The sequence below is a fragment of the Streptomyces sp. 11x1 genome (genome assembly GCF_032598905.1).
In the GTDB taxonomy this organism is placed as follows: domain Bacteria; phylum Actinomycetota; class Actinomycetes; order Streptomycetales; family Streptomycetaceae; genus Streptomyces.
In genome coordinates this window covers 6,438,044-6,462,386 of record NZ_CP122458.1, presented here as the reverse complement: position 1 = coordinate 6,462,386, position 24,343 = coordinate 6,438,044, and the positions used below count along the sequence as shown (strand labels likewise).

Below are 24,343 nucleotides of genomic sequence, written 5' to 3'. Positions count from 1 at the left end.
TACGCGTACCTCTACGAGTGCGAGCGCAGCAGTGTCCGCATGGTCCGCATCGCCACCGACAGGTTGGCGAGGTCGAACGCGTCGGAGCCCTGGATCTCCTCCAGGGTCGTCCGCGCCCGGCCCAGCAGCGCCGCGTTCTTCTGCTCCCACACCTTGAAGCGCTGCTCCGGCGTGGAGGAGCCGTTGCCCGCCGAGAGGACCTCGGCGGTGAGGGAGGCGTGGGCCGCGTACAGGTCCTCGCGGATCGCCGCGCGGGCCATGGACTGCCAGCGGTCCGCCCGCGGCAGTTCGATGATGCGGTCCATGAGCTGGGTGATGCGCAGCCGGTCGGCGAGGTCGTAGTACACCTCGGCGACCTCCATCGGCGTCCGCCCGACCCGGTCGGCGACCGCGACGATGTCGAGCGTCGGGAAGGCGGAGGAGAAGCCCGCGACGCGCGTGGCCAGCTCCTCCGGGACTCCGGCACCCGTCAGCTCGTCGTAGATCTTCTGGTACCACTCCAGGTCGGCGCCGCGCAGCAGCTTGGGCAGCTCGCCCCAGACCAGGTGCACGCCCTCGGAGAAGAACGCGATGGTCTCGCTGAGCTGCAGCGGCTGCGGCCGGTTGTTGAGCAGCCAGCGCGTGCCGCGCTCGACCAGGCGACGGGAGTGCAGCCGGATCCGGGTCTGCACGGCCGCGTCGACCTTGTTGTCCAGGCCCTCGACCGCGTCCCACACGGCACCCGATCCGAAGATCGCGCGGGACGCGGTCTGCGCCCTGACGATCTCCTCCAGCGAGGCCCCGGTCTCCTCGCGCAGCCGGTGCAGGAAGCTCGTACCGCCCGTGTTGACCGTGTCGTTGACCAGCAGGGTCGTGACGATCTCACGGCTCAGCGGGTGGCTGTCCACATGCTCGGGGAACCGTTCGTGCAGCGCGGCCGGGAAGTACGCGTGCAGCAGCTTGCGCAGGTAGGGGTCGTCCGGCAGCGAGGTGTGCAGCAGTTCCTCGGCGACCGTGATCTTCGTGTACGCCAGCAGGACGGCCGTCTCGGGGCCGGTGAGGCCGTGCCCGGTGTTGAGGCGCTCACGGACCTGCCGGTCAGTGGGCAGAAATTCCAGCGCCCGGTCGAGGTGGCCCTCCCTGACCAGGTGGCGCATGAAGCGCTGCTGGGCGTGGAGCATGTCCGGGGACTGGGCGAGGGCGTTGGCGATCGCGGTGTTCTGCGCGTAGTTGCTGCGCAGGACGAGTCGGCCGACCTCGTCGGTCATCTCGGCGAGCAGCTTGTTGCGCTGCTTGACGGTCATGTCGCCGTCGGTGACCAGGCCGTTGAGCAGGATCTTGATGTTCACCTCGTGGTCGGAGGTGTCCACGCCCGCGCTGTTGTCGATGGCGTCGGTGTTGACCCGTCCGCCGTTCTGCGCGAACTCGATCCGGCCCAGCTGGGTGAGGCCCAGGTTGCCGCCCTCGCCGACGACCTGGACGCGCAGGTCGGCGCCGTCGACCCGGATGGCGTCGTTGGCCTTGTCGCCGACGTCGGCGTGCGACTCGGACGCGGCCTTCACGTACGTACCGATGCCGCCGTTCCACAGCAGGTCGACCGGGGCCTTGAGGATGGCCTTCATCAGGTCGGCCGGGGTCATCTTGGCGACCTTGTCCTCGATGCCGAGGGCGTCGCGGATGTGGGCGTTGATCGGGATCGCCTTGGCGGTGCGCGGGAAGACGCCGCCGCCGGTGGAGATCAGATCGGTGTCGTAGTCGGCCCAGCTGGAGCGGGGCAGCTCGAAGACGCGGCGGCGCTCGGCGTAGGAGGTGGCCGCGTCGGGGCTGGGGTCGATGAAGATGTGCCGGTGGTCGAAGGCGGCGACCAGCCGGATGTGCTCGCTGAGCAGCATGCCGTTGCCGAACACGTCACCGGACATGTCACCGATGCCGACGACCGTGAAGTCCTCGGACTGGGTGTCGACGCCCACCTCCCGGAAGTGCCGCTTGACCGACTCCCAGGCACCGCGGGCGGTGATGCCCATGCCCTTGTGGTCGTACCCGGCGCTGCCGCCGGAGGCGAAGGCGTCCCCGAGCCAGAAGTTGTAGCTCTCGGCGACCTCGTTGGCGATGTCGGAGAAGGTCGCGGTGCCCTTGTCGGCGGCGACGACGAGATACGTGTCGTCCTCGTCGTGCCGTACGACGTCGGCCGGCGGTACGACCTCGCCCGCGACCATGTTGTCGGTGATGTCGAGCAGGGCGGAGATGAAGGTCTTGTAGCTGCGGATGCCCTCGGCGAGCCAGGCATCCCGGTCCACGGAGGGGTCGGGCAGCTGCTTGGCGACGAAGCCGCCCTTGGCGCCGACGGGCACGATGACGGTGTTCTTCACCATCTGCGCCTTGACCAGGCCGAGGATCTCGGTCCGGAAGTCCTCGCGCCGGTCCGACCAGCGCAGCCCGCCCCGGGCGACCTTCCCGAACCGCAGGTGCACGCCCTCGACGCGCGGCGAGTACACCCAGATCTCGAACGCCGGCCGCGGCGCCGGGAGATCCGGGATCGCCTGCGGGTCGAACTTCATGGAGACGTAGTCGTGCGGCTTGCCGCCGGCCGCCTCCTGGAAGAAGTTCGTGCGCAGCGTCGCCTTGATGACGGTGAGGAAGGACCGCAGGATCCGGTCCTCGTCCAGGCTCGCCACCTGGTCGAGCGCGGCGTCGACCTCTTCGAGGAGCGCGTCGACGATCTCCCGGCCCGCCCGCTGCCGGTCCGGCGACATCCGCGCCTCGAACAGCGACACGAGCAACCGGGTGGTGTGGACGTTGTTGCGGAGGGTGTCCTCCATGTAGTCCTGGCTGAAGGTGGAACCGGCCTGCCGCAGGTACTTGGCGTACGCGCGCAGCACCATGGCCTGCCGCCAGGTGAGGCCGGCGCTCAGCACCAGTGCGTTGAACCCGTCGTTCTCGGCCTGCCCGGTCCAGGTGGCGGCGAAGGCCTCCTGCACCCGCTCCCGGGCATCGTCCCCGGCGTAGTCCACGCTCCCGGCCTGGGCCCTGGGCATGCGCAGCCCGAAGTCGTAGATCCACGCGGTCGTCCGGTCCGAGCAGCGCAGCTCGTACGGCCGTTCGTCGATGACCTCGACACCGATGCGGTTGAGGACGGGCAGCACCGCGGAGAGCGAGACGGAGCCGCCCTTGCGGTAGATCTTGAAGCGGCGCTCGTCGGGCGCGGCGCCCACCGGCTCGTACAGGCTGAGCTCGAAGTCCTCGTCCTGGTCGAGGGCTTCGAGGCGGCAGAGGTCCGCGACGGCGGAGCGGGGGTTGTGGTCGGCCTTGTACCCCTCGGGGATGGCGCCCGCGTACTTGCGCAGCATCTCGGCCGCGCGCTCCTCGCCGACCTCGGCGTTCAGCGCCTCGGCGAAGCCGTCGGACCAGGACCGGGCGGCCTCGACGAGCTTGGCCTCCAGCCGGTCCTTGTCGGCGTCGCTGAGGTGCGGCAGTTCGGTGCCCGGCTGGACGCGGACCACGAAGTGCAGCCGGGAGAGGATCGATTCGGTGTTCCAGGCGGTGAAGTCGACGCTGATGCCGCCGAGTTCCTCCTTCAGGATGTCGATGATCCTGAGGCGTACGCCGGTGGTGTAGCGGTCGCGCGGGAGGTAGACGAGGGCGGAGTAGTAGCGCCCGTACTCGTCCTGGCGCAGGTAGAGCCGCAGCCGTCGGCGCTCCTGGAGGTAGAGCACGGAGGTGACGATGGACCGCAGTTCGTCGGCCGATGTCTGGAACAGCTCGTCGCGCGGGTAGGTCTCCAGGATCTGGAGCAGGTCGCGTCCGTCGTGGCTGTTGGGCGAGAACCCGGCGCCGACGAGGACCTCGTCGACCTTGCGGCGGATGACGGGCACCCGGCGCACGGACTCGGTGTAGGCGGCGGAGGAGAACAGTCCGAGGAAGCGCCGCTCGCCGATCACGTTGCCCTTGGCGTCGAACTTCTTCACGCCCACGTAGTCGAGGTAGGACGGCCGGTGGACGGTGGCCCGGCTGTTGGCCTTCGTCAGGACGAGGAGCTTGTGCTCGCGGGCCTTGGCGCGGGCGTCGGCGGGCAGCCGCTCGAAGGAGGAGCTGACGGGGTGGTGGTCGTGCCCGGCGTGGTGCGGGTCGGCGCGCAGGATGCCGAGCCCGGTACCGGGGACGGCGGCGAGCGAGTCGTCCTCGCGCAGCTCGTACTCCCGGTAGCCGAGGAAGGTGAAGTGGTCGTCGGCGAGCCAGCGCAGCAGCTCGCGAGCCTCCTCCACCTCCTGTTCGCGCAGGTCGTCGGCGGTGTGCTCGGCGGGCAGGCCGTCGGCGATCCGGACGGCCGCGTCCCGCATCTTCTCCCAGTCCTCGACGGCCTCGCGGACGTCGGACAGGACGCGCAGCAGATCGTTGTTGATCTGCTTGAGGTCGGCGCGGTCGGTCTCGCGGTCGATCTCGACGTGGATCCAGGACTCGATGTGCGCGTCGTGCGGCAGCGTCTCCCCGGCGGCCACGGCGGCGGACGCCGCGGCGACGGCGGCGGGGTCGACGATCAGCTCGACGAGCTTGCCGGTGACGTCCCGCCGGACCACGACCTGGGGGTGGATGACGACGTGGATCCCGCGTCCCTGCCGTGACAACTCGTTGGTCACGGAGTCGACGAGGAAGGGCATGTCGTCGGTGACGACCTCGACGACGGAGTGGCTGCACGTCCAGCCGTTCTCCTCGACGGTCGGGGTGTGCACCCGCACGTTGGCCGTGCCCTGGGGGCGGTTCTCGGCCAGCCGGTAGTGGGAGTGGGCGGCTCCGAAGACGTCGACCGGGTCGCGGCCGCTGAGGTCCTCCGGGGCGGTGTGCAGGTAGTAGCGCTGGAGGAACGCGAGCACGGTCTCCCGGTCCGGGATGTCGGACGTACTCTCGCTCGTCGTCCCAGTCGGTAGATACCCCCCGACCGGGCTGTTCTCAGCTACCCGGGCGGCCCGTTCGAGCAGCTCGGCCTTGGCTTCGTCCAGCTTGGTCTGCATTGTCCTCTGGCTCCTGTCGCGCGCCGTTGCGTGACGTAGAAGGAAGTACGAACTCGCCCCCTCCGAAGCGCCACCACGACACGGGGTGTCCGGTCTGTCTCGACGCTATGCCGCAGGGGGAGATGAGCGGGGGGTAATCAGCCATTCTCGGCGCCCGGCAGGGGTGTGACGCTGCTCTCGGCACCGTCCGTCCCGTGGGTGCGCCCGGCCTCCCGGGAGCCTCGGTGGCCCCCTCCCGCCCGCGAGGACCAGCGACCGCCGCCCGGACACGGATGTCGTCCGTGCTCACCGGGCGCAGGGCAGGGACGACGATGTCCCCGCGAGCTATCGCGCTGATCACGCCACAAGGCTATCCCTCCGGACGGGGGGCACGTCATGAGCCGTATGTGTACAAATCCGAGGGTCGAACTTTGACGTTCTGCACAGTACCCACCGCGCACTTTTGAGCTTACCTCCGCGCAGGCGAGCCTATACGCGCCGCTGGAGAAGCCATAGCCTGACGAGGAGAACCCTGCTGCAGCGAGGGGAGCCCACCATGACGGCCAAGATCCTGATCGTGACCGGCGACGCGGCGGAGTCGCTGGAGGTCCTCTACCCCTACCAACGCCTCCGCGAGGAGGGGTACGAGGTCGACATCGCAGCCCCCAGCCGCAAGACGCTCCGCTTCGTGGTCCACGACTTCGAACCGGGCTACGACACCTACACCGAGAAACCCGGCTACACCTGGCCCGCCGACCTGGCCTTCTCCGAGGTCGACCCCGGTCAGTACGTCGCCGTGGTCGTCCCCGGCGGCCGGGCCCCGGAGTACCTGCGCAACGACCCCGAGCTGCGCAAGATCCTCAAGTCGTTCTTCGACACCGACAAGCCGGTCGCCCAGATCTGCCACGGCCCGCTGCTCACGGCCGCCGTGGACGCACTGTCGGGACGCCGCGTCACCGCGTACCCCGCCCTCGAACTCGACATGCAGACCGCCGGCGCCACCTTCCAGGACGCCGAGACCGTCGTCGACGGCACCCTCGTCTCCGCCCGCGCCTGGCCGGACCACTCCGCCTGGATGCGGGAGTTCCTCACGGTGCTGCGGGCGAAGGCGCCGGTGACGTGAAGGGCGGGGGGCGAGGTTGGGCCGGGGGTCAAGCGGCGAGCCGCTCGGCCTCCTCGACGGCCTCCTCCAGGGTGTCCACGACGGGCACGCCGACCCCCTCCAGGCTGGCGCGGCTGTGGGAGCCGCCGGTGTAGAGCACGGCCTGTGCGCCCACGTGCCGGGCGGCGACCGCGTCGTCGGCGGCGTCCCCGATCACCACGGTCCGTCTCGGCTCGACCCCCACGAGCCGACGCAGATGCCGCACCATGTGCTCGGTCTTGCTGCCGCCGGAGGGCCCGGTGCGCCCGTCGACCCGTACGAAGTGGGGCTCGATCCCGAAACCCCGCACCAGCGGAACCAGCTCCTCGTGCACATACATGCTGAGGATCGACTGGCTGCGCCCGCCGGAAACCCACTCGGTGAGCAGCCCCGGCACCCCCTCGGTCAGCCCGCAGGCGACACGATGCTCGGCGTAGTACCGATGAAAGACCACATCCATGGCCTCCCACTCCTCGTCCGTGGGCAGCCGCCCGATCAGCCGCTCGTAGAACCTCGGCACCGGCACGCAGTACAGCTCCCGGTACCGCTCCAGCGTGATCGGCTCGATTCCCAGCTCCGCGAACGCCGCGTTCGTCGCCCCGATGATCGCCTCGTTGTCATGGAACAGCGTCCCGTTCCAGTCCCAGACGATATGAGCCCCGACTCCGTTCATCCCCATACCCGAAACGTACCCCGCCCCACCGACAGGCCAGTCCTGCCCCCTGACCCGCTACAGCCAGCCGCCACAGCCAAGGGCAGCCCTGCCCGGACAGCGACGCGCCGCCCTGCCCGCTTCTCGCTGCGGGCAATCGTGCCGCTGGGGCGATGGGGGCACCTCCCGCTCGAGCGAAGTCGAGAGTGGGGGAGGGTGGGCGCAGGCGGCACCCCGCAAGCGCCGGTGAGCGAAACCCACCCCCGCTCAGCCCCAGCAGAGGGCACCGCACACCCAACCCGCCCGAACGCTCACCCCACCCGGACCCGCTCAGCCCCCCAACCCCACCAGGTTCGGAATCTCCTGCGTCGCGTACCAGAGCAACTCATGATCATCAGCCCCGTCCACGATGAACTGCGCATCATCGTCCCCCTGATCCGCCGCCCCCAACGCATCCGCGGCCTCGCCGACCTCCCCCTCGGCCTCCTCCGAGTCGACATGCACGGCCGCGGCCTTGCTCAGCGGCACCGGCCCAGCCACTCGCACCTCCCCGAGCGCCACCGGATCGAGCCCCCGATCGGGATCGGCCACCGCATCCCGGTCGGCCACATCCACGGCCACCACGACCCGCCGCCGAGCCGCCCCCGGATCCACGGCCACCAGCCGCAACGACGCGAGCGCCGCCCGGTTCAGCGCCGCGTACTCCAACTCCTCGATGTCGTCGGACAGATACCACTCCCGCAGAGCGGGGGTGACGGCGTACGCGACGAACGCCCCCTCCCCCAGCTCACCCGTCTTGTACGCCTCGGCGAGCCCGGGAAGGGTCAGGGGGACGTAGACGCGCATGGCAGTCCGCTTTCGTAGTCGTTGTTCTCGGGTCACGCTTCTCGGATCACGTCGGAGGACGTCGGAGAGGACGTCGGAGCACTCTCCGCGCGACGCACAGCATGTCGACGGTCCTAGCGAAGCCTCCTCCAAAGGACCCTCAGGATACGTGCGGGCGTCCCCTTTCGAGCCCCCGCCCAGCCCTCCGGAGGCGTCCACCCCACGCCCTCCGAGTCACCCGGTACACCCCCGCCCCGCCGGACCCGCTCCCCTTCACGGTCACTCTGATAGGTGAACATTTCGCGGCCCCCACCGCCCCGTCGCGCTCTCTTGCGAGCGCCCCCTCCACCCTCGTAACAAGATCCCCAACGCCAAGTTACCGACTGGTACCCGGCGGCCTCACCGACGAACGGGGATCCCCGATGAACAAGGTCATGACCAGGACCAAGCGCCACCCCGGCACCCGCCCGCCCGTCCGCCACGACCCCCGCCGCCCCGGCCGCACCCCGGCCCGCACAAAGCCGGCAGGCGGCCGCCTCGCAACGCCCCAGCACCCGGCACCCCCTGCACCCACCGCACCCACCGCACCCACGACACCCCTGCCCCCACCCCTCACCGGCCCCGTCCCCCAGCCCCGCCCCACCGACCGCTTCGCCGACCTCCTCCTCGCCGTACTCAGCGGCCGCCGCCCCGTCCACAGCATGCTGCGCCACACCGCGGGCAGGGCCTACGACGAACTGGCCTGGCTCGCCGAACGCGGCCCCCTGCGCAGCCCCCACGGCACCCACCCCGTCGTCCGGGACATCGGCTACTACGTGGCGGCCCCGGGCGCCCTGGAGGTCTTCGCCCGTATCGGCGCGGGCGACCGCGTCCGCGCCATGGCCTTCCGCCTGGAACACGGCCCCGACCACCGCTGGCGCTGCACAGCGCTGGAACTCGACGGCCCGAGGCTCCCCCTCCCGCACGACGACTGAACCGCGCGACGACTGAGCCGAACGACGACTGAGACGCGCGATACCCCGGGCCGAGACAGCAAAAGGGCCGGGCACCCGAAGATGCCCGGCCCTTCACAGCCTCACGACCTGCCGCTCACCGCGCGCCCCGCACGAAACGTTCACGCACGAAACGTCCCGCCCGGAGCGTCCAGCGCGGCGCGCGTTCGCCCCTCCCGGAGCGAACCCTCACTTCTTGCGGCGGCGGCTCGCCTTGCCCTGCTGCTTGCGGCGCTCCGCGCGGGTGAGACCGTCGGCCTCGGAGCGGATCGGCTCGTCCTCGGGCAGGTCGCCCTCGACGATGCCGCCCTCGCCGTCGACCGTGGGAGCGGAGAAGTGCAGACGGTCACGCCGCTGCGGCGCCTCCAGACCCTTCGCCCGGATCTCCGGCCGCGAAGCACCCGCCTGCGCCGGCACCGCGTCGCTCTTGTCCAGGGACGGCTTCGCGTCCTCGACCGGCACCTCCTCGACCTGCTGCTCGACCTGGACCTCCAGGTTGAACAGATAGCCGACGGACTCCTCCTTGATGCCCTCCATCATGGCGGTGAACATGTCGAAGCCCTCACGCTGGTACTCGACCAGCGGGTCCTTCTGGGCCATCGCGCGCAGGCCGATGCCCTCCTGGAGGTAGTCCATCTCGTAGAGGTGCTCACGCCACTTGCGGTCCAGCACCGACAGCACCACACGGCGCTCCAGCTCACGCATGATCTCGGAGCCGAGCTGCGCCTCACGCGCCTGGTACTGCTCGGTGATGTCGTCCTTGATGGACTCGGCGATGAACTCGGCGGTCAGCCCGGCCCGGTCCCCGGCGGCCTCCTCCAGCTCCTCGACGGTGACCTTCACCGGGTAGAGCTGCTTGAAGGCGCCCCACAGCCGGTCGAGGTCCCACTCCTCGGCGAAGCCCTCGGCGGTCTCGGCCTGGATGTAGGCGTCGATGGTGTCGTCCATGAAGTGCTGGATCTGCTCCTGCAGGTCCTCGCCCTCCAGGACGCGGCGACGCTCGCCGTAGATGACCTCGCGCTGCCGGTTGAGGACCTCGTCGTACTTGAGGACGTTCTTCCGGGTCTCGAAGTTCTGCTGCTCGACCTGCGACTGGGCGGAGGCGATCGCGCGCGTGACCATCTTGTTCTCGATCGGCACGTCGTCCGGCACGTTCGCCATGGACATCACGCGCTCGACCATCTGGGCCTTGAACAGACGCATCAGGTCGTCGCCGAGCGACAGGTAGAAGCGGGACTCGCCCGGGTCGCCCTGACGGCCGGAACGACCGCGCAGCTGGTTGTCGATCCGGCGGGACTCGTGCCGCTCGGTGCCCAGGACGTACAGACCGCCGAGGGACTCGACCTCGTCCTTCTCGGCCTTCACCGCCGCCTCGGCCTTGGTGAGCGCCTCGGGCAGGGCGTGCGCCCACTCCTCGATGTGCTCCTCGGGGTCGAGTCCGCGCTGGCGCAGCTCCGCCTCCGCGAGGTCCTCGGGGTTGCCGCCGAGCTTGATGTCCGTACCACGGCCGGCCATGTTCGTCGCGACGGTGACAGCGCCCTTGCGGCCGGCCTGGGCGACGATCGTCGCCTCCCGGTCGTGCTGCTTGGCGTTGAGCACCTCGTGCTGCACGCCGCGCTTGCTGAGCTGCTGCGACAGGTACTCGGACTTCTCGACCGACGTCGTACCGACGAGGATCGGCTGGCCCTTCTCGTGCTTCTCGACGATGTCGTCGACGACCGCCTCGAACTTCGCGACCTCGGTGCGGTAGATCAGGTCGGACTGGTCCTTGCGGACCATCGGCCGGTTGGTCGGGATCGGCACCACGCCGAGCTTGTAGATCTGGTGGAACTCGGCGGCCTCGGTCATCGCCGTACCGGTCATGCCGCACAGACCGGGCTGTTCCTTGCCGTTGTGGTCGTGGCGCTTGTAGAGGCGGAAGAAGTTCTGCAGGGTGATCGTGGCGAGCGTCTGGTTCTCGTCCTTGATGTCCACCCCTTCCTTCGCCTCGATCGCCTGGTGCATGCCCTCGTTGTAGCGACGGCCGGCGAGGATACGGCCGGTGTGCTCGTCGACGATCATGACTTCGCCGTCCATGACGACGTAGTCCTTGTCCTTCTTGAAGAGCTCCTTGGCCTTGATGGCGTTGTTCAGGTAGCCCACCAGCGGGGTGTTCACCGACTCGTAGAGGTTGTCGATGCCCAGCCAGTCCTCGACCTTGGAGACACCGGCCTCGTGGATGGCGACGGTGCGCTTCTTCTCGTCGACCTCGTAGTCGCCGGTCTCCTCGATGCCCTTGAGCTGGTTGCCGGGCTCGCCCTTCTTCAGGCGCGTGACCAGCTTGGCGAAGTCGCCGTACCACTTGGTCGCCTGGTCGGCCGGGCCGGAGATGATCAGCGGCGTACGGGCCTCGTCGACGAGGATGGAGTCGACCTCGTCGACGATCGCGAAGTTGTGGCCGCGCTGGACGAGCTCGTCCTTGGACCACGCCATGTTGTCGCGGAGGTAGTCGAAGCCGAACTCGTTGTTCGTGCCGTAGGTGATGTCGCAGTTGTACTGCTCGCGGCGCTGGGCCGGCGTCATGTTGGCGAGGATGCAGCCGACGCTCAGACCCAGGAACTTGTGGACGCGGCCCATCATCTCGGAGTCGCGCTCGGCCAGGTAGTCGTTGACCGTGATCAGGTGCACGCCCTTGCCCGCCAGCGCGTTCAGGTACGCGGGCAGCGTGCCGACGAGAGTCTTGCCCTCACCGGTCTTCATCTCGGCGACGTAGCCGAGGTGGAGGGCGGCGCCGCCCATGATCTGCACGTCGTAGTGGCGCTGGCCGAGAGCGCGCTTGGCGCCCTCGCGGACGGTGGCGAACGCCTCGGGGAGCAGGTCGTCGAGGGTCTCACCGTCGGCGTACCGCTGCTTGTACTCCTCGGTGAGGGCTCGCAGCTCGGCGTCGGAGAGGTCGACGAAGTCCTCTTCGATGGAGTTGACCTGGTCCGCGATGCGGTGCAGCTTGCGCAGGATTTTGCCTTCGCCTGCACGCATGATCTTCGAGAGGACGGACACGGGGGTTTGTCTCCTTGCCGGTCGGGCCTGGGACGGTCGGTTTCAATGACAGTTGGCAGTTTTCAATCACAGCTTGAGCAACGGCCATCGTAAGCGAGGACCCCGCCGTGCCGGGAGGTCTGGCAGTGACAGCTACCAGGACAACGGGTGGGCTTCGTGGATGGTGCCGCGTTCCACTCACGAAATGCGCGAATTGTGACCGCCCCTTCACGGCACGTGCCGCCGCGCCCGCCCTCCACAACGTCATGGCGCCCTTCCGCTCCGGCGAGCAGAATCGCCCGATGGACCCCGTCACCCTGACCACCGCGCGCCTGCTGCTGCGCACCGTGGACCGGCGCGACACCGACACGGTGTACGCCGCCGCGCAGGACCCGGACATCCAGCGCTGGACCACGATCCCCTCCCCCTACCGGCGGGAGCACGCGGTGGGTTTCGTGGAGCAGGCCGTTCCCGAGGGCTGGGCCACCGACTCGATGTTCACCTTCGGCCTCTTCCCGGCCCCGGGCGAACTGGCGGGCATGCTCGGCATCACCATGCGCTCCCCCGGCACCGGCGAGATCGGCTTCTGGGCCACCAGGGAGCACCGTCGCCGCGGCTACATCGCGGAGGCCACCCGCGCCGCCGCCCACTGGTCCTTCACGGCCCTCGCCCTGGACCGCCTCGAATGGCGCGCCGAGGTGGGCAACACCGCCTCCCGCGCGGTCGCCGAACACACCGGCTTCACCCTCGAAGGCACCCTCCGCTCCGCCCTCGACAACAACGGAGTCCGCCGCGACTGCTGGATAGCCTCCCTACTCCCCTCAGACCTGGGCCTCCCTTCGCCGACGCCCTACCTACCGGCCCGCCCCTGAGGAGCGGCCGCAAATGACCGTCCCGTCCCACCTGCGGGCAATCGTGCCGCTGGGGCGTGGGGGCACCTCCCGCTCGAGCGAAGCCGAGAGTGGGGGAGGGTGGGCGCAGGTGGCACCTCGTAACCGCCGAGCAGCGGGACCCCACCCCGCTCAACCCCACTCCCGGGCGCCGCGTCCCAAGGCCCCGCCTCCCCGGTCCCAAGCCCCCAGCCACCCGCCCCCACCCATTTCCCCAGCTCAACCCCGCCTGTCAGTCCCCTCCCCTACCCTGCGGAGCATGACCTCCCTCCCGTGCCCCACCACAGAACTCACCGCAGACGAGGCCCGCCGCATAGCCCTCCGGGCACAGGGCTTCCTCGGCGCCCCGGACCGCAGATCCGGCGTCCGCGGCGTCCTGCGACACCTGGGCGCGGTCCAACTCGACACCATCTCGGTCCTCGCCCGCTCCCACGAACTCATCCCGTACGCCCGCCTCGGCGCGGTGGGCCGCGCCACGGTCGACAAGGCCTACTGGTCGACGGCCGCGACCAACACCTCGCCGGCCCGCCCGCACGCCTTCGAGTACTGGTCCCACGCCGCCTGCATCCTCCCCATCGAGGAATGGCCCCACTTCGCCTTCCGCCGCCGCGCCTACCGGGCGCGCCCCCAGTGGGGCCACCAACTCCCGGACGGCGCCTACGACCGCGTCATCAAACAGCTCCGCGCGGAGGGCCCCCTGACCGCCACGGAACTGGGCGGAGCAAAACGCACCAGCGAGTGGTGGGACTGGTCGGGCGAGAAGGTCGCCGTCGAACGCGCCCTGATGTACGGCGAGGTGGTCTGCGTGGAGCGCCGCGGCTGGAAGCGGGTGTACGACCTCGCCGAGCGGGCGATCCCGGCGGACCTCCTCCACGACGAGCTGGACGACACCGAGTGCGTACGCCGTCTGGTCCGCCTGGCCGGCGAGGCCCTGGGCGTCGGCACCCGCGCGGACATCGCCGACTACCACCGGCTCAAGGGCGAGCAGTTCGACGCGGTGGTCGCCGACTCGGGTCTGGTCCCGGTGACGGTGGAGGGCTGGGCCAAGCCCGCCTGGGCCGACCCCGCGGCCCTGGCCGCACCCCCGCGCGGCCGCCACCGCACCACGCTCCTGTCCCCGTTCGACTCCCTCATCTGGGAACGGGCCCGCACGGAACGCATCTTCGGCTTCACCCACCGCCTAGAGGCCTACGTCCCCAAACAGAAGCGGATCCACGGCTACTTCGCGATGCCGGTCCTGTCCGGCGGCCGTCTGGTGGGCCGCGTCGACCCCGCCCGCGACGGTCGCACCCTGGTCGCCAAGCAGGTCACCCTCGACGGCCCCAAGGCGATCCCGGCGGTCGCCCAAGCCCTACTGGAGGCCGCAGCCTGGGTCGACTGCACCGACGTACGCGTGGAACGCGTGGACGCCCCGGAACTGCGCGAGCCCCTGCAGCGAGCACTCGCCTAGGGTCTAGCGGATCTCCAGGATCTTCTCCCGCATCGCGTACACCACGGCCTCCATCCTGGAGTGCAGCTGCAGCTTCTCCAGGATGTTGCGCACATGGTTCTTCACGGTGTTCTCGGAGATGAACAACTCCTTGGCGATGTCCCGGTTGTTCATCCCGGTCGCCACGAGCTTGAGCACTTCCAGTTCCCGGTCGGTCAGCCGCGGCGCCGGCACCAGACGCCGCTCGTCCGTCCGCTGGATCATGGACTTGAACTCGGTGAGCAGCTTCGACGCCATCGAGGGGCTGATCTGCGACTGCCCGTCGGCCACCGCGCGAATGGCGGTGGCCACCTCGTCCGTGGAGATCTCCTTGAGGAGATAACCGGTCGCCCCCGCCTTGATCGCGTCGTAGAGGTCGGCCTCCTCGTCGCTGATCGTCAGCATGATGATCTTCGCGCTGGGGGCCACCTCCTTGATGGAGGTGCACGCCTCGATACCGCCGCGCTTGGGCATCCGTACGTCCATCAGCACGATGTCGGGCAGCAGATCCGCGGCCTTGTCGACCGCCTCCGCCCCGTCACCGGCCTCGCCGACGACCTGGATGTCCTCCTCGGCCGCGAGCACGATCTCCAGACCGCGGCGGAAAAGCGCGTGATCGTCCACCACGAGAACGCGGATCGGTTCCTTGCGCGGGGAGCCCGCGGCGGATCCCATGCCGACGGAGCCTTCGTCGGCATCCTGGTCACGCATCGGTCCGAAACTGCTGTCCGCCATCGTTCCTCCCCCTGAAGGCCGTGGCCTGTCTTTCTGTGCCATCGCCAACCCAAGGCAACGGCCCGCCGGTTGGGGCCGGTTCGGCCATGATTTCATGCCCCGCCGACACCGCGGTGACAGAGCGGGCCACAAGGGGTCGCACACCGGTGCCCCTGGGGGCGCACAAGCGCTCCAGGGGCACCAGCACAGCTGTTACCCGGCGCGGTCAGCCGCCGAGCACGCCGCCCGCGGCGTCCGAGTGCGCCTGGGCGACCATCGGGTCCGTGCTGAGGTGGATGACGCCGTAGTCGTAGGCGTGCCGCCGGTAGACGACACTCGGTTCCTTGGTCTCGGAGTCGACAAAGAGGTAGAAGTCGTGTCCGACCAGCTCCATCTCGTAGAGAGCCTGGTCGAGGGTCATCGGGGAAGCGACGTGGGTCTTCTCGCGGACGATGAGGGGGCCTTCGCCCTTCACCTCGAGCGAGCCGATCTTCTTGGTGGGTACGCCGTCCGGCTGCTCCTCGTCGGCGACGTATCCGTTGCCGTTGAGGGTGGCCACGCCGGGGACGTGGTCGGCGACCTCCGCGGCCGTGAGCCTGCGCGCGCCTCGGCGCGTGTAACGCTTGTCGTGCTGCTTGCGCAGCCGGGCTTCGAGCTTGTCCGCCGCCAGGTCGAGCGCCGCATACGGATCGCTGGCCGCTGCCTCCGCCCGGATCACCGGTCCGCGTGAGTGGAGCGTGATCTCCACCCGGTCACTGCGGTCGGCCTGTCGGGGGTTGGGCTCCTTGGACACCTCGACGTCGAGGCTGATCACCTTGCCGTCGAGCTTCTGGATCTTCTCCAGCTTCAGCTTCTCGGCCACGTGCTTGCGGAACCGCTCGGGCACCTCGGTCTTGCGGCCCTTGACGACGATGTCCACGCAGAACTCCGTTCCCGGATCGCTCCGCTCCACTGGCGGAGCATCTCCCTTGTGCACCAGGTTCCGGCGACTCCCGGAACCGCGGACTCGGTGACTTCCACCTCCTCCTCCCCCGTGGGCAAGATCTCCACCCCACCGGCGCGGGGTGATTCAGAAAACCCGCAGCACAGCATTCGGATATGTGGTGAACGGCCGGGGCCATTCCCTCACAACCGAACATATCTCGCTCGGACGGATGTCGTCACCCTCTACCGAGACGTACCTCCGTTCAGGTGAATTGACCCTCTCATTACCTGCAACGATGCAAGTCAGCGGTCAGTTCCGGTTCATTTGGAAAGAGTCGGGAGGCGCGGCGACCACCGCCGCCCGGAGCCCGTCCTCGGCGTCTTCCGGCCGGGCCCTTCCCGTCACCCCTCGTGTTCGCGCCGTCTCCTTTCTCTTCGCTCCCGCTCCGCACACTCCCGACACCGACACCGACACCCGCGGGTCCCTCGCCGCCCGCACCGCCCGGGCCGCCTCCGCGAGCGAGGCACCGGTCGTCATCAGGTCGTCCACGAGCACGACCGCGCCACCGTCCAGCAACCGGGCACCCCCGGCGGCCACCTCCAGGGCGCCCGCGAGGTTGTCCAGCCGCTGCCGGGAGTCCAGCCCCGACTGGTCGGCCACGGCCCGCCGCTGCCGCAGCACGCCTGCCACCCGGGCCGGTGTCCCGGTGCGCCGCAGCACCCCGGCCGCCGCGAGCGCGATCCGCCGCGCCGGGTCGTGCCCTCGCGCCCGCACCGCCCGTCGCGCGGACGGCACCGGAACCAGCAGCACCGGCCCCTCACCGCCGCCCGCCTGCACGGCCCCCGCCAAGGCCGTGCCGAGTGGTCCGGCGAGCGCCAGCGCACCTCGTTCCTTGTGCGCGATCAGCGCGGCTCGCACCGCGTCCTCGTACGGCGCCACGCCGTGCACCACCGGCAGCCCGGACGGCTCCGGCTCCGGTCGCACCCGACACGGCACGGCCCCGGTCAGAGCCGCGCGGCACTCCGGGCAGAGCACCGCGCGAGGCCTCCCGCAGCCTCCGCACTCGGCCGGCAGCACCAGATCCGTGAGGTCCTGCCACCACCCCCGCATGCCCACCACTGTGCCAACGCGTGCGGCCCCCTGCCACCCCTGTGGACAACCACCTGTGGACAACTCACCGCAACGACAGAGGGGTTGTCACCCACACGAACGACGGGTGCCCGAAGAAGACCGAACGCCACCCCAAAATGACCAACCGCCCAAAAAACGGCCACAGCCGAACCCACCACCGGAGACCGGGAGACCGGCAGGAACCGACCCAGCCAAGCCCTCCGGTCGCCCCATCGGCCGACAGTCACCGCCCTGGCCGACCCGGCCGACACCGCGCCTTCACCACCGCAGTCCCGAAGGCCACGTGGCGAGCCCACGAACCGGCGCCGACTCCGACGAGACGAGGCACGGTCACCCGGCCCTCACCCCGGATAGACCGGCGCCGACCCTTCCTTGACCACCGTCTGCCACTGCTGTCCCGGCGACAGCCGCACGATGCCGTCGGCCGAGTGCACGACCAGCGGCTGGCTCTCGTCCTCGGACGCGGCGATCTCCTCCACGCCGGTGAGCGCGGAGGGCCCGGAACCCGGTATCGGGGAGCCGTCGACCCGGACGTACCGCATCTGCTGCACCCCACCGGGTTCGCGCCCCACGACCACGAGCTGGCTGTCGCCGGCCCACGACATGGCGGTGACGTCCTCCAGGTCCGGCGTCACGGACCGCAGTTCGACGATCGAGACGGTGGTGCTCTCCGCGTCGGCGTCCCGCTCGATGCGCCCGATGTAGAGCGCCCGCTTGCCCTTGCTCTCCAGGATCAGCGCGATGCGCACCCCGTCGGCGGCCACCCGCACCGCCTCGATGCGCCCGTCGAGGTTGGGCGTCCGGACCTCCAGCGGCTCACCCATACCGTCCGCCAGGACCAGCAGCCGCGGCTTCTCGGGATCGCGGTCGGCCACCCACAGGTCGCCCCGCCCGTCCCAACTGGGCCTCGTCAGCCGGTCCTTCGCGGTGGCACCACCGCTGCGCAGCACGGGATCGCCGAGCGTGCCCCCGGCCGTCAGCGGTGTCACATACAGCTCGATGCCGTCGGCCGACACCCCCGCCGCCCGGTCCTCGCCACGCGACACGGCCGCGGACCTCAGCTGCTTCTCGCCTTCACCGAGCGCCCCGGGAACGGGCGACGGCGTCGTCACCGGATCCCGATCGGACAGCCGCACGAGCTTGTGGTCACCGTCGATGAGGTACTCGTACCCCGCGCCCCCGTCGACGCCGTGCGAGGCGACCGTACGGGCGTCGTTCTCTCCGAGCGCACACAACAGGGCGCCGTTCGACCGCTGCAGCTCCACCTCGTCCACACCCGTGGGCATGTAGTCCTGGAGCGTGAACAGGAGTTGGGCCGCCATCTCCCGGCACCTGCTGTCCGAGACTCGGTCGGCCTTCTTGTTCAGCGGCACGACCAGCCTGTTCTGGTCGTCCGGCGTCAGAGCCTTCGTGCCCTTCAGCAGGGCCGTACCGGACGGGAAACTCGTCCTCGCGACCGGGTTGAGCCAGCTGGTGGGGCCCTTCAGCAGATCCCGGACCACCTGGGTCACCGGGTCGACCTGGCTGCGCACGTAGACGGGGTCGGCGACCGTCCCCGGCTCACCGGACTGCGCGGCGGAGGTGAAGTAGTACTTGTTGATGGACTCGTAGTTGCGCTCGAAGTCCGAGCGGCCGAGCACCACACCCTGCGGCAGCTCGTCGATGCGCCACTGCCCGGTCTCCTTCACGCGTGTGAGGTGCACGGGCTTGCGGTACTGACCGCCGGTGGGCGTGTACGCGTGCTGCCCGTCGACCCGGGCGACGTTCTTCCCGGACAGCTCGAACCCGTACTCGTCGGCCTCCGGCCGCTCCCCCGTGACCCGGGTGAAAGCGGTGGGTGCCTCGTCGAGGACGGTGGTCGACCCCTCCGGGTCCCAGGTCTTCAGCGCGTCACCCGTGAGGTACTTGCGGGCCGTCTCGTAGTTCACATCGTCGCTGGTCAGGGCCTCCAGGAAACCCCGCACGATCTCCTGCGGCTCGGCATCCGGTGCGGGCGGCAGCGCGAAGACCCGCACCTTGGCGTCCTGCCTTGGCGTGGACTCGACATCGCCCATGTTCCCGCTGTCCGGCATCGAGGCGCACCCCGCCAGCAGTACGGCACCGATGCCGACGTACGCCGTCGCCCGCACCGGACGCCCGCGTTTCGCGCGGTCAGCGTCCACGGAATGCCTCCCCCTGATCGTGCTGCCGCTCCACGGCGCTCTCGGCCGGCTGCTCCTCGGCGCGGCCCTCGCGTCCTTCGCCGTCCCCGGTCCGCCGCGCGGGCACCGCCGGGGACGGGGCCGCGGACGGTGAGCCGGGCCGGGGCACCACACGCGCGCCGCTGCCCGGCAGTGCCGTCGGGTCCGCCGTAGGAGCCTGTCCGGCGCCCGGCCGGGGCCCTATGGCCGCCCGCGCGCCACCGTGCTCACCGGCCTGGACCGGCACCGTGGCGAGCTTGCCGCCACCGCCGAGCGGCAGACCGGCGTCGCTGAGTCCGCGGTTGCGCCGGGAGTCCTTCGGTTCCAGCGGTATCGGGGACCCGCGCAGCGGCTCGTCCGCCGTCCTCGGCAGCGTGAGCCGGAACTGGGAACCGCCGCCCGGCTCACCCCACGCCTGCAGCCAGCCCCCGTGCAGCCGGGCGTCCTCCAGGGCGATCGACAGCCCCAGACCCGTACCACCGGTGGTACGCGCGCGCGCCGGGTCCGCACGCCAGAAACGGCTGAACACCCGCGTCGCCTCGCCCGGCTTGAGGCCCACTCCGTAGTCCCGCACCGCGACCGCCACCGCGCCGCCGGCCGCCGCGAGCTTGACCACGACGTCCTTGCCCTCGCCGTGCTCCACGGCATTGACCACGAGGTTGCGCAGCACCCGCTCCACCCGTCGGGCGTCGGCCTCGGCCACGACGGGCTGCTGGTCCCCCAGCACCCGTATCCGGGTCCCCTTGCGCTCGGCGAGCGGCTCGGCCCCGCTGACGACCTTCCGCACGACCTCGCGCAGATCTATCGGCTCGGCCTCCAGGGCCGCCGCACCCGCGTCGAACCGGCTGATCTCCAGCAGGTCCGCCAGCAGTGACTCGAACCGGTCCAACTGATCGGCCAGCAGCTCGGCCGACCGGGCGGTCACGGGGTCGAAGTCCACGCGCGCGTCATGGATGACGTCCGCCGCCATCCGCACCGTCGTCAGCGGCGTCCGCAGCTCGTGCGACACGTCGGAGACGAACCGCCGCTGCATCCGCGACAGGTCCTCCAACTGCTGGATCTTCAGCTGGAGGTTCTGCGCCATCTTGTTGAAGGCCTCGCCGAGCCGCGCGATGTCGTCCTCGCCGCTGACCTTCATCCGCTCCTGAAGACGCCCGGCGGACAGCCGCTCGGCGATCCCCGCCGCCATCCGCACGGGCGTGACCACCTGCCGCACCACCAGCCAGGCGATCGCCCCGAGCAGCACGACCACGAACAGCCCGGCCGTCGCCAGCGTCCCCTTGACCAGACTCAGGGACTTCTCCTCCTGAGTGAGCGGGAAGAGGTAGTACAGCTCGTACTGGTTGCTCTTGTGGTCGCTGACCTGCTTGCCGATGATCAGCCCCGGCTGGGACTCCTGACCGTTGTCGTAGTGGATCCGCGTATAGCTCTGGACGGCACTGGTGCCGTCGTCGACCCGCTCACGCAGCTCCACTGGCACACTGAGGTCCCATTGCACACCCCCGGAGGCACGCGGTGCGAGCCCCCCGGTGTCGCCGTCGGCGGAGGCGGGGCTGAGCGTCACGACGTCGAACGCGCCCTGGCCACCACTGGAGAGCGAGTCCACCAGGGTGGTCATCCACTCGACGACGTTCTGCGACCGGTCGCCGCCCGGCTCCGTGCTGTCGTTCCCCGTCCCGTCCGCGTCGCTGACCGCCTTCTGCTCGGCGACGGTGAAACCACCGGTGGCCTGGCTCTGCGAGGCTTTGACCTTGGCGTCCAGCAGCCCGTTACGGACCTGCCCGATGACGACGAAGCCCAGCAGCAGCACGACGCTGAGCGACATCAGCAGGGTCGTCACCACGATCCTGAGCTGGATGTTGCGTCGCCACAGCCGCATCACGGGCAGCAGCGGTCGACGCACCCAGCGCATGAACAGCCTCAGGACCGGGCTGCCCTGGACCCCGCCCTGCAGCAACCCGCCGTCGAGGAGACGCCCCCAGCGGGAACCCGTCTTCCGGCCGACAGGCCGCTCCGCGCGGGTCCCCGGCTGGCCGGGCGCCGAAGCGGCACTGTCACCGGACATGTCAGCTGGGCCCTGCCTTGTATCCGACACCACGGACGGTCACCACGATCTCCGGCCGCTCCGGGTCCTTCTCGACCTTGGAACGCAGCCGCTGCACGTGAACATTCACCAGCCGGGTGTCCGCCGCGTGGCGGTACCCCCAGACCTGCTCCAGCAGGACCTCACGGGTGAACACCTGCCACGGCTTGCGCGCCAGCGCGACCAGCAGATCGAACTCCAGCGGCGTCAGCGCGATGGACTGCCCCTCGCGCTTCACGGAGTGCCCGGCCACATCGATGACCAGGTCACCGATGGCGAGCTGCTCCGGCGCCGGCTCCTCCGACCTCCGCAGCCGGGCCCGGATCCGGGCGACCAGCTCCTTCGGCTTGAAGGGCTTCACGATGTAGTCGTCCGCGCCCGACTCCAGGCCCACGACCACATCGACGGTGTCGCTCTTGGCCGTGAGCATCACGATCGGCACCCCGGACTCCGCCCTGATCAGACGGCACACCTCGATTCCGTCCCGGCCCGGCAGCATCAGATCCAGCAGCACCAGGTCCGGTTTCGCCTCACGGAACGCGGCCAGCGCCTTGTCGCCGTCGGCTACGAAAGACGGCTCAAAACCTTCACCACGCAACACAATGCCGAGCATCTCGGCCAGTGCGGTGTCGTCGTCGACGACAAGGACTCGTCCCTTCATGAATGCCATCATCCCATTAACTAAATCGTTACCTGGCGTGACCTGTCACACAGCCCTGCCAGCGCCTCACCGGTCACTGGCGAAACAACCCCCTCCTCGGTGACGATCGCCGTCACCAACTCGGGCGGCGTCACATCGAACGCCGGGTTGTACGCCTGGGTCCCCAGGGGTGCCACCGCGATCCCACCTCCCGCCTCCGCTCCCGCCACCGGCACCTGCGGTGCCGTGATCTCCGTCACCTCATGCCCCGCGCGCTGCTCCACCTCGATGGACGCCCCGTCCGGGGTGCCCGGATCCACCGTCGTCACCGGCGCCACCACGATGAACGGCACATGGTGGTACCGGGCGAGCACTGCGAGCGGATAGGTCCCGACCTTGTTCGCCACCGAACCGTCGGCGGCGATCCGGTCGGCACCCACCAGCACGGCGTCCACCTCACCCGCGGCGAACAAGGAGCCCGCGGCATTGTCCGTGAGCAAGGTGTACGCCATTCCGCTGCGCGCCGCCTCATAAGCGGTCAGCCGGGCGCCCTGCAGCAACGGCCGCGTCTCGTCCACCCACAGCCGCCGCAGCCGCCCCACCCGGTGCGCCGCGAGCGCCACCGCGAACGCCGTGCCCTCACCACCCGAGACCAGCGCCCCGGTGTTGCAGTGCGTGAGCACCCGGTGCCCACCGCCCGGCAGCAGCTCGTCGAGCAGCGCCAGCCCGTGCGCGGCCATACGGGTACTGGCCTCGGCGTCCTCCCGGTGCAGCGCCCGCGCCGCGGCGAGCGCCGCCTCCGCGGCCTGCTTCTGGTCCCCCGTGCGACCGAGCTCGGCCCGGTGCGCGGCCCGAGCCCGTCGCACCCCGACCGCGAGGTTCACCGCGGTGGGCCGGGCGCCCTCCAGCGCGTCGGCGGCGTCCTCCACGTCGAAGCCCCGCGCGGCGGCGAGCGCGACGCCGTATGCCCCGGCGATCCCCAGCAGCGGCGCCCCGCGCACGGCGAGCGAACGGATCGCCTCCACCAGCGCGGGCGCGTCCGTGCAGACCAGCTCGACCTCCTCGGCCGGCAGTCTCGTCTGGTCGAGAAGGACCAGGACGGGGCCTTCGGGTGGCTCGTCCCAACGGATCGCCGGTATCTCGGTCGGCCCGATGTCGTCGCCGGATCGCGCGTACTGATCAGCCATGCGGTCAGTCTGCCCCGTATCCGTCGGACAATTGAAGGTGCGCAGCGGATACGGCCCCCGGTCACTTCCCGGACACCGCGTGGCACGATGGGCGCCAACCTGCCGCCGCGACCGCGGACGAGCACCGTGAAGGAGCGACGATGAAGGACACTCCGGGCTGGGCCTCGCCCGGATCCGCCCCCTCGGGCGGCGAGCAGCCGGACCAGCAGGACGCCGCACAGCCGACGGACACGACCGGCACCGGCCAGGCACAGCCGGCGGACCGGCCCGGCACGGACCAGGCGCAGCCGCCGTCCAAGTGGTCCAAGGCCCAGCCGCCGCCCGCCCAGTGGTCCGCTCCGAACCCGCAGGCCCCCGGCCAGACCTCGCCACCACCCCCGCCCGTCCCGGGCTGGGGCGGCCACCCCGGCCCCCAGCATCCCGCTCCCGGCGGCTACGGCCCGCCCGGCGGCCCCGGAGCCCCCGGCGGCCACCCCGGATACGGCGCCCCCGGCCCCGGATACGGCGCTCCCGGCTGGGGCGGCGGCTGGGGAGGCCCGCCACCCGCCGCGAAGCCCGGTGTGATCCCGCTGCGCCCGCTCGGCATCGGCGAGATCCTCGACGGCGCCGTCTCCACCATGCGCACGCACTGGCGCACGGTCCTCGGCATCTCCCTGACCGTCGCGGTCGTCACCCAGATCGGGGTCATCCTGCTCCAGGGCCTCGTCCTCAACGACACCGCGAGCACGGACGCCCTCAACGACCCGACCGCCACCCCCGGCGAACTGGGCCGCGCCCTCGGCGACACCCTGCTGAGCACCTCCGTCGTCATGGTGATCTCCCTGCTGGGCACCATCATCGCGACGGCCCTGCTCACGACCGTGACCAGCCGCGCCGTCCTCGGCAAGTCGGTCACCACCGCCGAGGCCTGGCGGGACGCCCGCCCGCAGCTCCTGCGCCTGGGCGGCCTGACCGTCCTGCTCCTCGTGATCGCCGGCCTGATCATGACCGTGGGCATCACCCCCGGCGTCCTGGTCGCCGCGGGCGGCTCCACCGGAGCCGGTGTACTCCTCGCCCTCCTCGGCGGCCTCGGCGCCTTCGTCCTCACCGTGTGGCTGATGATCCGCTTCTCCCTCGCCTCTCCCGCCCTGATGCTGGAGAAGCAGGGAGTCCGCAAGTCGATGAGCCGCTCCGTCAAGCTCGTGCGCGGCTCGTGGTGGCGCGTCCTCGGCATCCAGCTGCTCGCCGCGATCATCGCCTACGTCGTCGCGTCGATCGTCGTGATCCCCTTCTCCCTCGCAGGCGCGGCCCTCGACGGCGACGGCATCTCCGGCCTCCTCTCCACCGGCGGAACCGCTCTGGGCTGGACCTACCTCGTCATCAGCGGCGTCGGCGCGGTGATCGGCTCCACGCTCACCTTCCCGATCAGCGCCGGTGTCACCGTGCTCCTCTACATCGACCAGCGCATCCGCCGCGAGGCCCTCGACCTCGAACTGGGCCGCGCCGCCGGCCTCCAGGGCTACGGCGACGCACCGGGCGCCACCCCGGGGAGCTGAT

Annotated in this window: 16 protein-coding genes; 5 read left to right on the top strand and 11 right to left on the bottom strand. The window is 70.4% G+C overall.

Going from position 1 to position 24,343, the window contains the following annotated elements; all coding sequences use genetic code 11:
* Window positions 1-11 precede the first annotated feature (11 nt).
* Window positions 12-4,985 (bottom strand): NAD-glutamate dehydrogenase, encoded by a 4,974-nt coding sequence (locus P8T65_RS28380; protein WP_316728033.1) that lies wholly within the window; start codon window positions 4,983-4,985, stop codon window positions 12-14.
* 535 nt (window positions 4,986-5,520) lie between these two features.
* Here P8T65_RS28380 and P8T65_RS28375 point away from each other — a divergent pair.
* Window positions 5,521-6,087: a DJ-1/PfpI family protein gene (locus tag P8T65_RS28375; RefSeq protein WP_184893366.1), complete on the top strand. Its 567-nt coding sequence runs from the start codon at window positions 5,521-5,523 to the stop codon at window positions 6,085-6,087.
* Window positions 6,088-6,115: 28 nt separating this feature from the next.
* On the opposite strand, the gene P8T65_RS28370 is transcribed toward P8T65_RS28375, so the two are convergent.
* Together P8T65_RS28370 and P8T65_RS28365 are read right to left on the bottom strand one after the other, a co-directional pair.
* Complete coding sequence (locus P8T65_RS28370; RefSeq protein WP_316728032.1) at window positions 6,116-6,784, bottom strand: HAD family hydrolase; 669 nt, start codon at window positions 6,782-6,784, stop codon at window positions 6,116-6,118.
* A 303-nt stretch (window positions 6,785-7,087) separates the two neighbouring features.
* Window positions 7,088-7,603 (bottom strand): DUF6912 family protein, encoded by a 516-nt coding sequence (locus P8T65_RS28365; RefSeq protein WP_184893362.1) that lies wholly within the window; start codon window positions 7,601-7,603, stop codon window positions 7,088-7,090.
* 401 nt (window positions 7,604-8,004) lie between these two features.
* Here P8T65_RS28365 and P8T65_RS28360 point away from each other — a divergent pair, with 401 nt between their 5' ends.
* A complete protein-coding gene (locus tag P8T65_RS28360; RefSeq protein WP_316728031.1) occupies window positions 8,005-8,556 on the top strand; it encodes an Rv3235 family protein in 552 nt (183 codons plus the stop codon).
* Window positions 8,557-8,763: 207 nt separating this feature from the next.
* Here P8T65_RS28360 and secA read toward each other — a convergent pair whose 3' ends face one another.
* Window positions 8,764-11,610, bottom strand: coding sequence for a preprotein translocase subunit SecA (gene secA / locus P8T65_RS28355; protein WP_184893358.1), 2,847 nt, complete (start codon window positions 11,608-11,610; stop codon window positions 8,764-8,766).
* A gap of 281 nt (window positions 11,611-11,891) precedes the next feature.
* Between secA and P8T65_RS28350 the strand changes: the two genes are divergently transcribed.
* Both P8T65_RS28350 and P8T65_RS28345 read left to right on the top strand, forming a co-directional pair.
* Window positions 11,892-12,461 (top strand): GNAT family N-acetyltransferase, encoded by a 570-nt coding sequence (locus tag P8T65_RS28350; protein ID WP_316728030.1) that lies wholly within the window; start codon window positions 11,892-11,894, stop codon window positions 12,459-12,461.
* A gap of 277 nt (window positions 12,462-12,738) precedes the next feature.
* Window positions 12,739-13,929, top strand: a complete 1,191-nt coding sequence (locus tag P8T65_RS28345; RefSeq protein WP_316728029.1) for a DNA glycosylase AlkZ-like family protein — start codon at window positions 12,739-12,741, stop codon at window positions 13,927-13,929.
* 3 nt (window positions 13,930-13,932) lie between these two features.
* Here the strand turns inward: P8T65_RS28345 and P8T65_RS28340 are convergent, their stop codons facing one another.
* The 7 genes from P8T65_RS28340 to mtnA form a co-directional block, all read right to left on the bottom strand.
* Window positions 13,933-14,682, bottom strand: coding sequence for a response regulator transcription factor (locus tag P8T65_RS28340; RefSeq protein WP_184893352.1), 750 nt, complete (start codon window positions 14,680-14,682; stop codon window positions 13,933-13,935).
* 205 nt (window positions 14,683-14,887) lie between these two features.
* A complete protein-coding gene (hpf, locus tag P8T65_RS28335; protein WP_399100527.1) occupies window positions 14,888-15,580 on the bottom strand; it encodes a ribosome hibernation-promoting factor, HPF/YfiA family in 693 nt (230 codons plus the stop codon).
* Window positions 15,581-15,895: 315 nt separating this feature from the next.
* Entirely contained in the window at window positions 15,896-16,696 is an 801-nt protein-coding gene (locus P8T65_RS28330) for a ComF family protein (protein WP_316728027.1), read from the bottom strand.
* Between the two features lie 362 nt (window positions 16,697-17,058).
* A complete protein-coding gene (locus P8T65_RS28325; RefSeq protein WP_316731765.1) occupies window positions 17,059-18,789 on the bottom strand; it encodes an LpqB family beta-propeller domain-containing protein in 1,731 nt (576 codons plus the stop codon).
* A gap of 79 nt (window positions 18,790-18,868) precedes the next feature.
* On the bottom strand, window positions 18,869-20,962 hold the full coding sequence (gene mtrB / locus P8T65_RS28320) for an MtrAB system histidine kinase MtrB (RefSeq protein ID WP_316728026.1): 2,094 nt from the start codon (window positions 20,960-20,962) through the stop codon (window positions 18,869-18,871).
* A gap of 1 nt (window position 20,963) precedes the next feature.
* Entirely contained in the window at window positions 20,964-21,653 is a 690-nt protein-coding gene (gene mtrA / locus P8T65_RS28315; protein WP_189823911.1) for a two-component system response regulator MtrA, read from the bottom strand.
* An 8-nt stretch (window positions 21,654-21,661) separates the two neighbouring features.
* Window positions 21,662-22,807 (bottom strand): S-methyl-5-thioribose-1-phosphate isomerase, encoded by a 1,146-nt coding sequence (gene mtnA / locus P8T65_RS28310; protein WP_316728025.1) that lies wholly within the window; start codon window positions 22,805-22,807, stop codon window positions 21,662-21,664.
* A 140-nt stretch (window positions 22,808-22,947) separates the two neighbouring features.
* On the opposite strand from mtnA, the gene P8T65_RS28305 reads away from it, so the two are divergent.
* Window positions 22,948-24,342: a glycerophosphoryl diester phosphodiesterase membrane domain-containing protein gene (locus P8T65_RS28305; protein WP_316728024.1), complete on the top strand. Its 1,395-nt coding sequence runs from the start codon at window positions 22,948-22,950 to the stop codon at window positions 24,340-24,342.
* The last annotated feature ends 1 nt before the right edge of the window (window position 24,343 follow it).

Excerpts from the sequence above, each read along its gene's own strand:
- P8T65_RS28380 (WP_316728033.1), bottom strand. The coding sequence starts at position 4,985 with ATGCAGACCAAGCTGGACGAAGCCAAGGCCGAGCTGCTCGAACGGGCC.
- P8T65_RS28375 (WP_184893366.1), top strand. The coding sequence starts at position 5,521 with ATGACGGCCAAGATCCTGATCGTGACCGGCGACGCGGCGGAGTCGCTG.
- P8T65_RS28370 (WP_316728032.1), bottom strand. The coding sequence starts at position 6,784 with ATGGGGATGAACGGAGTCGGGGCTCATATCGTCTGGGACTGGAACGGG.
- P8T65_RS28365 (WP_184893362.1), bottom strand. The coding sequence starts at position 7,603 with ATGCGCGTCTACGTCCCCCTGACCCTTCCCGGGCTCGCCGAGGCGTAC.
- P8T65_RS28360 (WP_316728031.1), top strand. The coding sequence starts at position 8,005 with ATGAACAAGGTCATGACCAGGACCAAGCGCCACCCCGGCACCCGCCCG.
- P8T65_RS28350 (WP_316728030.1), top strand. The coding sequence starts at position 11,892 with ATGGACCCCGTCACCCTGACCACCGCGCGCCTGCTGCTGCGCACCGTG.
- P8T65_RS28345 (WP_316728029.1), top strand. The coding sequence starts at position 12,739 with ATGACCTCCCTCCCGTGCCCCACCACAGAACTCACCGCAGACGAGGCC.
- P8T65_RS28340 (WP_184893352.1), bottom strand. The coding sequence starts at position 14,682 with ATGGCGGACAGCAGTTTCGGACCGATGCGTGACCAGGATGCCGACGAA.
- P8T65_RS28330 (WP_316728027.1), bottom strand. The coding sequence starts at position 16,696 with ATGCGGGGGTGGTGGCAGGACCTCACGGATCTGGTGCTGCCGGCCGAG.
- P8T65_RS28325 (WP_316731765.1), bottom strand. The coding sequence starts at position 18,789 with ATGCCGGACAGCGGGAACATGGGCGATGTCGAGTCCACGCCAAGGCAG.
- mtrB (WP_316728026.1), bottom strand. The coding sequence starts at position 20,962 with ATGTCCGGTGACAGTGCCGCTTCGGCGCCCGGCCAGCCGGGGACCCGC.
- mtrA (WP_189823911.1), bottom strand. The coding sequence starts at position 21,653 with ATGATGGCATTCATGAAGGGACGAGTCCTTGTCGTCGACGACGACACC.
- mtnA (WP_316728025.1), bottom strand. The coding sequence starts at position 22,807 with ATGGCTGATCAGTACGCGCGATCCGGCGACGACATCGGGCCGACCGAG.
- P8T65_RS28305 (WP_316728024.1), top strand. The coding sequence starts at position 22,948 with ATGAAGGACACTCCGGGCTGGGCCTCGCCCGGATCCGCCCCCTCGGGC.